This is a genomic window from Nostoc sp. CMAA1605, assembly GCF_021596505.1.
Classification (GTDB): Bacteria; Cyanobacteriota; Cyanobacteriia; order Cyanobacteriales; family Nostocaceae; genus Trichormus.
Map to the genome: position 1 here is coordinate 1 of NZ_PJIZ01000172.1, position 7,514 is coordinate 7,514.

General features: G+C 41.3%; 6 protein-coding genes. 3 read left to right on the plus strand and 3 right to left on the minus strand.

The window, feature by feature from the left end; genetic code table 11:
- Positions 1-1,278 precede the first annotated feature (1,278 nt).
- Positions 1,279-2,916, minus strand: a complete 1,638-nt coding sequence (locus CV014_RS29305) for a DUF6930 domain-containing protein (RefSeq protein ID WP_236145223.1) — start codon at positions 2,914-2,916, stop codon at positions 1,279-1,281.
- Positions 2,917-3,212: 296 nt separating this feature from the next.
- On the opposite strand from CV014_RS29305, the gene CV014_RS29310 reads away from it, so the two are divergent.
- The 3 genes from CV014_RS29310 to CV014_RS29320 all read left to right on the plus strand — a co-directional run bounded on the left by CV014_RS29310 (position 3,213) and on the right by CV014_RS29320 (position 4,453).
- The gene (locus CV014_RS29310) at positions 3,213-3,569 is read left to right on the plus strand and encodes a HesB/IscA family protein (RefSeq protein WP_236145224.1); all 357 of its coding nucleotides are present in this window, start codon (positions 3,213-3,215) and stop codon (positions 3,567-3,569) included.
- A gap of 109 nt (positions 3,570-3,678) precedes the next feature.
- Positions 3,679-4,101 carry a tetratricopeptide repeat protein gene (locus CV014_RS29315; RefSeq protein ID WP_236145225.1) on the plus strand — a complete coding sequence of 141 codons (423 nt, stop codon included), beginning with the start codon at positions 3,679-3,681 and terminating at the stop codon, positions 4,099-4,101.
- A 106-nt stretch (positions 4,102-4,207) separates the two neighbouring features.
- Positions 4,208-4,453: a hypothetical protein gene (locus tag CV014_RS29320; protein WP_103139655.1), complete on the plus strand. Its 246-nt coding sequence runs from the start codon at positions 4,208-4,210 to the stop codon at positions 4,451-4,453.
- A 312-nt stretch (positions 4,454-4,765) separates the two neighbouring features.
- Here the strand turns inward: CV014_RS29320 and thyD are convergent, their stop codons facing one another.
- Complete coding sequence (gene thyD, locus CV014_RS29325; protein ID WP_236145226.1) at positions 4,766-5,686, minus strand: thylakoid membrane protein ThyD; 921 nt, start codon at positions 5,684-5,686, stop codon at positions 4,766-4,768.
- 376 nt (positions 5,687-6,062) lie between these two features.
- A complete protein-coding gene (locus CV014_RS29330) occupies positions 6,063-7,199 on the minus strand; it encodes a cob(I)yrinic acid a,c-diamide adenosyltransferase (RefSeq protein ID WP_236145227.1) in 1,137 nt (378 codons plus the stop codon).
- Positions 7,200-7,514: the final 315 nt, after the last annotated feature.

A 7,514-nucleotide genomic window follows, 5' to 3' on the forward strand; every position in this document is an offset into this window, starting at 1 on the left:
ATGCTTTATAAAAACTCCATGAAATTCTGATAATTTTACCTAAATTTTTGATTAATATTATTGACAAACACCAATCAATCTAATCAATAGAAATAGGTATGATGTCACTGTTTATTGAACTTGCTGAAATACTAGTGAAAAATAGGTAACAATATTCAGGTATCAACACACGATACATTTTCACTTTATTAATTTACCCAGGTAATTGCAATAAATCACGACTAAATAGCGAATTTATAAAATTTTAATAAACCAAATAAGTAGTTACATGAATAGAGCAGTCAATGATGAAGAGGGCGAAAGGTAGACATCACAGCATTGGCTCTGTAGTCAAAGCTTACTTCCTAACTTAAACAGGAGTGGTAAGAGAAGACTAAGGGACTTCCAACTAAAAAAAATGGTGTTTCTGATTAATGGGATGATTTATGTTTCGCGCATTCGCCGCCAGGCGTTCCGCTTGCGGTAGGCGCAAAGCCGCAAAGAATCAATCTTCTGCTTTGCACACAAGCCTCAGTTAATCCCACATTTATGCAACTAAAAAAATATACAATCGCTTTGGTAAGCAGGGGAAGCAGGGGAAATAGGGAAGGAAGAACACAATGATCATATTGGCTCTGATTCATTGAATAGGCTATTTTCAGGAAGTCCCTAAAATAAAAACTGCCCAGTTTCTCCTCAAACTGGGTTTGTCTTTAAACTCAAGTTGATGACGGGTACAGAAGCAGATTGTTTTCTCCTATAAGGGACTTCTAATTCAAAAATATATAATCCGCTTTGGTGAACTGTAGAGAAGTCTGTAGCTTGCTTCCTGGATGGTGCGGAGGCTGTATCCAAATTTGTTCTGACTGATTAAATAATTGATTCTCTGGGAGTTCCCAACCATCTCAAAAAAGCAATTTCTCCACCAAATACCATAAGGTTTAATCCTTAGAGGATGTTGAGCAATTAACTGAGAATGACTGAACTGATGGACGTTATGTCATTGAGAGTGAAACGAAGTGAAATGTAGACAAACAATAACTACTCTCATGATAGCGATCGCAAGGGTTACGTCAATTTTATATACTGTGACATAGCTAGGTAAATTTTCACCCACCTAAGTAGAAAATTGAAAAACCAAACTATGTCCTTAGTGAATTGGTATTAGTCCTAGCTTGAAAGTGCTGTTAGCGGTAGTGCAGAGTTTCGTCGGTGCTGCGTCCACGCTATGGAAGCGGGGGAAAATATCAACACCGTGAGGTAAAACTTCAGTTTGTGAGCAATTCCTGACTTAGTTACCTATTCCAGTTGAAATTGAGGCATGAGTTGGAGAGTGCCAATACCTAAATCTTTGGGTGAGAGCGATCGCGCTTCAAATAAAGCCATCATATCTCGCAATTGGGGATTACCACGGGAAGCACCCGTTAAACCTTTGGCAATAATTAACCCGCAATAGCCTTTGGTATTCTTACATCGTTGATTCCATTTTTTCCGCGCTTCCACATGGATGGGGTCTGCATCTAGAAATTCCCCAAACAGAAACAATTCACCGTTATGGGTTTGTAATAAGCCTAAATCATAGCGATCGCCATCAAAAGGATCAGATCCAGGATTAAAGCAAATAGCTTTGAGTCCGCCAGTCGCTTCGATAGTTTCTATGACAGTTTTCGCCTTCGGGCGGGAGGTTTGGATTAAAATGACGGGTAGTCCATCCCCCACGGCTTTAATTTCTCCAGCTTGGTGATAAGTTACACCTTTTCTGAGAAACTCTAACATTTCCCAAGAAATTACTCCCAAGCTGAGAAAAGAATCTTCTGGGATTAAGTCATCTCGCAAGGAACGAAACAGAGATGAATCGAGATCCTCTTCATCTTCCTCTGACATAGATAACTCTGCCATTTCCTCTAATTCGGTGGCGAGTTGTGGCATTGTCGAAATGGTAACGGGAACTAATTTAGTTCCTTCCCGCGCTTCCGGTAAAGAAATACGATAGCGATGACTCAGACTGGGGAAATCGTCTGCATGAAGTTGATGTCGATGGTCACGAATAAACCGAGAAAGACTCTCTAAAGCTAAAAATATACCGACTGCTTCTTCCTCATATAAAACAGACCGTAAGCCTTCTAGGGGGTGAATTGTCCCGAAGGTAGGGTCAATTTCCGATAAAGCTAAGTCAGCTAAATCATCAAATTCGTCTTCTTCTTCGGTATCATCCTCACGCTCAAAGGTGAGAAATAAGCAATCTTGCTTGAGAAAAGCTTCTTCTAAGTGTCCTTGAGAATCATCATCCTGTAAGACTGCGGCGCGAAATCGTTTTAGAGACTCTTCGGAGCGATAAAATAAAATGCCATACTCCATCCCCAACATCCCCATTACTGAGGCGTAGAGTGTTCCGATATCCCACTTGTTAATTTCAATAGATAATATTTGTTGTTCTTCCAAAAACTCCCAAGGAGCTGCTTGCCAAATGGCAAATGCTTTTTCGTGTAAGGCTTGGGCGTATTGTGGCGGTAAATCGGGGACTTGATTATCGATAATTTCTGCAAATCCGCGAAATAGTTCATCAATTAAAGGTAGTTCTGGTGCGTAATCAATAGCGATATCTAAATCTTGCAGTACACCACGTAAATAAAACTGAATTTCGCGGTCTTTAACCAAGATTCTTTGTGGTCTAGCGGGTTTGGCGGGACTGTGGGGATGTTCCATTGCTCGCATTAAGGTGCGAACTATTGCTTCCGGGCCAGTTTCAGGAGAGATGACATCCATCCCCCTCACCATACCTTGTGAACCATCTACCCAAAGAATACATTCTCCCTTACCTTCAGACTGGGGGTGTGGAGTAGGTGATGACAACGGACGGCGATCGCCCTCCCATACAGAAGGAATTTGGGTTAATTTCTTCAACCGACGACTGGTAGAGCGATTAAAACTTGTCATAGAGTGAGTTAACCAAAAGAAGCAATATATTAAGTAACCTTTAGGGAATGGCTAGCCACGAATCACTGTTTCTTGGCTTGGCCTGAAGGTGTTAGGGACTCAAGTTGTCACAGGGATGGATGTATCTCTAAAAAAATACCGAATCTCTAAACACACCGAGTCTCTCAATTCTAGAATAAAAACCTTTGGCTGCTTTTAACGGAGTGTTTACAATTGGCAATTTGCGGCACCATTCTCGCTAGAATATATACAAAAATTGCTAGACAATCCAAATTTTTAAGGAGTCGGAAAAGCGGATGACACAAGCAACTCAATCTCAACAGCGTGGCATACAGTTGAGTGAAGCAGCTCTACGCCAAGTCAAGTCCCTCCAGGAAAAGCAAGGCCAGGACTTATGCTTGCGAGTGGGAGTCCGGCAAGGAGGCTGCTCTGGAATGTCTTATATGATGGACTTTGAACAAGAAAGTAAGATTACTGAACATGACGATGTTTTTGATTACGACGGCTTTAAGATAGTTTGCGACAAAAAAAGCTTGTTGTATCTTTATGGCTTAATGCTTGATTATAGCGATGCCATGATTGGCGGTGGTTTTCAATTCACCAATCCCAATGCTAACCAAACCTGTGGTTGTGGTAAATCATTTGGTGTGTAGTCGATAGCCCATAGTCTATAGTCTCACAGTCTAATTTGGCAGAATTTTGACTGTAGACTCTTGACTTATGATTATGATTAGCTATTGATTGCCCATTGATTAATTTTATATGACTCAAACAGTAGAATCCCTGTTTGACACAGGTTTAGAACGTTATAAAGCTGGAGAAGCGGCGGCTGATTTAATCCCCGTGTTTAAAGAGGTATGCGATCGCTCTCCTAAAGCTAGTGCTGCTTGGATTTGTCTGGCGTGGTTATATCTCCTCGAAGATAAACCCAGTTCTGCACTCAAAGCTGCCCAAAAAGCAGTTAAATTAAATCCTCAAGATCCTCAAGCAAGAGTTAATCTGGCTTTGGCTATGCTGGAAACTAACCAGAAAGGTGTTAGACAACACATTGATATTGCTAATCAATTGATGCTGGTGAATACAGAATGGCGCGAGGAAATTCAAAAGAGTATTGAAGATGGGTTCAGCAGAAAACCCGATTGGCAAAGTTTAGCAAAAGTTAAAGCCTGGATTTTAGGCGAATAAACTTTGAAAAGGCAAAAGGTAAAAGGTAAAAATAAACAATCTTTTCTTTTTACTTTTACCTTTTACCTTTTTACTTTTTACTTATTTTTCTAGTCTCTACTTGCTTATGAAAGAAAAACTGTTAAATTGGCTCAACTTGATTTTAGTTGCGGATGTGTTTTTGGTGTTGTTTGGGTTTGCTTGGTTTGCGATCGCAGTTATGGGTGACGCAAGCGGAGTTAATCTAGGTTTAGATTTATGGCATCAACTTTGGCAACCTGTATTTAACCCAGCCATCGGTATTTTGATGGGTGGCGCGCTACTAAGTGGCTTAATTAGTTGGGTGTCGAAAAAGTTTAGTTCTAGTCAATAGTCAATAGTCAATAGTCAATAGTCATTAGTCATTAGTCATTAGTCATTAGTCATTAGTCATTAGTCATTAGTCATTAGTTAAATATCTTTTTAATTTTTAATCCATGAAAAATTGGCTTAGGGTGAGAGTCTTTTTTAACTCAGCTTCCAATTTTTCATCTGTGCTAACTACTACTCTAATTGCTCATTACATACTTTCCGGATTTAAGGGAAAATTGCCTTGAAATTCAGCGCATTTACACTATTGACTATTGACTATTGACTATTGACTATTGACTATTGACTATTGACTATTGACTATTGACTATTGACTCTACTTCACAATATCCTTGAGTGCTGGTTGTAGGTTGGTGTATTGATACTCAAAACCAGATTCTAAAGTCCTTTTTGGTAATACTTGTTGTCCTTCTAACACGACGATCGCACCATCTCCTAACAATGCTTCTAAAGCAAAACCAGGAACGGGTAGCCAAGAGGGACGATTCATCACTTGACCTAAAGTTTGACTTAAATCATTCATACGTACAGGTTTGGGCGCAGTAGCATTATATACGCCTTCCATTTCTGGTTTTGTCAAGGCTTGCACAATTAAATTGACTAAATCATCTACATGAATCCAGGAAAACCATTGTTTACCGCTACCAATCGGCCCGCCTGCAAAAAGTTTAAAGGGAGTCAGCATTTTTGCTAAAGCACCACCAAATCCCAAGACAATCCCAAGGCGCAAAATTACCAACCTGACACCAGTTTCTTTAACTTTTCGTGCTTCTGTTTCCCAGGCTTGGCAAACTTGAGCAAGAAAATCTGTCCCAGATGCGCTATTTTCATCGAAAGCAGCAGTTTCACTCGTACCGTAGTAACCAATAGCAGAGGCGTTAATTAACACACTAGGTTTAGGGTTAGCTTTGGTTATGGCTTCGACGATTTTTTGTGTCCCAACTTGACGACTCTTGAGGATTTCTTGCTTTTCTTGTTCTGTCCAACGTTTTTCGGCTATGGGTTCGCCGGCTAAGTTGACTACCCCATCACAACCAGCAATGCTATCTTGCCAAGCACCGGATATAGTGGGTGTGTAAGCAACAATCTCTACATTCTTAAAAACTTCTGGGGGAAACACTCTTTGAGCAGAAGTAGTGTTTCTCGTTAATATCAGTATTTGATGACCTTGCTTGTGGAGTCTTTCTACCAAATGACTACCGACAAATCCTGTTGCACCAGTAATTGCTATTTTCATAACGCACCTCAGCCAAACCCTTATTTTAAGGTTTTTTAGCGATTTTGGGGATTGGGGATTGGGGACTGGGGATTGGGGACTGGGGATTGGGAAATTTAGGGTGTAGAGACGTTTTAGGAGTGAACAGTGATCAAGTAACTGATAACTGGTGACTGATAACTGTTCACTGTTTTCATGTAGAGTCTCTACGGGAATTATCTATTTTTAGTGGTGAAGATGGTTGTGAACATCATTAACATTCCACCTCCCAGGATAGCGATCGCTAGTCCTCCTGTCACCAAATCGAGCAAGTTTTGGTTTTCCATCGGTCAATAGTCCATAGTCAATAGTCCATAGTCAATAGTCTATAAGTTAATGACTGTTGACTGTTGACTAATTAAAAATCTACTCCGCGTTTAAGTTCTACGCCTTGGTTAGCATAGTGTTTGTGACAATAAACTTCTGAGTGAATGCTGGCTAAGTCAAAGTAGGCGGGGTGATTTTGACAGCGACCGGTAATAATGATTTCGGTGTCGCGGGGTTTGCGTAGTAGTGCTTGCACGATTGGTTCTACGGGAAGCAGTTCTAAATCGACGGTGGGGTTGAGTTCGTCGAGGATAATGGTTTTATAGAGTCCAGAGGCGATCGCAGTTTTCGCAATCTCCCAACCTCTTTCAGCTTCTACATAGTCTAGTTCTTGGCGAGAATTACGCCAAACAATCGCGTCTCGACCACAGCGTTGATGATCTACAACTTCGGGATAAGATTGTCGCAGTGCGGCGATCGCTGCGTCTTCTGTATAGCCGCTACCACCTTTAAGCCACTGCATAATTAATACACGGGTTGAGCCTGGGTGATTAATGCCTCTACCTATGGCTTGTAAGGCTTTACCTAAAGCACTTGTAGATTTACCCTTGCCTGCACCTGTATAAATTTCAATCCCTTGCATGAGTAATTCTGTGGCTGTGGGATGGTGCTGGGGTTTCATTTCTGAGTGCAAATCCGCAATATCTAATAATTGTTGCGGCGCACCGCGTCCAGTGGCGATAATTTCTAATTCCTGGGGTTTTGATTTGATTGTCCGCACTACTTCATCGACGGAGAGTAAACCCAAATCGAGGACGGGGTTCAGTTCATCTAAGACGACGACGGAATATAACCCAGAGGCGATCGCGCCTTTGGCGACATCCCAACCCCGTGCCGCTTCAGCGCGATCAAAGGCTGTGATTTCATCGACACCAAAAAATTCTGCCCTTCCTGTGCGGACTTGATCAATTAGATGGGGAAAACCGCGTTGTAAAGCTGCGATCGCGCCGTCTTCATCATAATCCCGTTCCGGCCCTTTCAAAAACCGCAGTAGTAAGACGCGATTAGAATTACTCGGTGTATTGATCCCCAAACCTATTGAGCGTAAAACAACACCTAAAGCAGCTTGGGATTTACCCTTACCTAGACCATCATATACGTGTATTTGACCCGTCAGCCGTTCCGAACGCACTTGCGCTGTGCGAATACCAATACCATTCCTAGTCATTGTGTTTAGTTATTAGTCAATAGTCAATAGTCATTAGTCAATAGTCATTAGGTAAAACACTCTACCTGTCCTCCTTGTCTTCCTTGTCTCCTTGTCTACCTTGTCTCTTCTCCCCATCTCCCTACACCTGTCTCATTTGTAAAACTATGGGTATATTAACGATAAATTGGAGTATACTGTCACACCAAGGTAGTAAGCAGCAAGGAAAGATCATTGCTCTGGCAGTGTCTACAACTATACTCCCTCAGTTAACTCTTAGTTTGAGTCTGTATGTTAGATAATATTACTTTGCCTATAATCTGGCCTGTTGGGGTT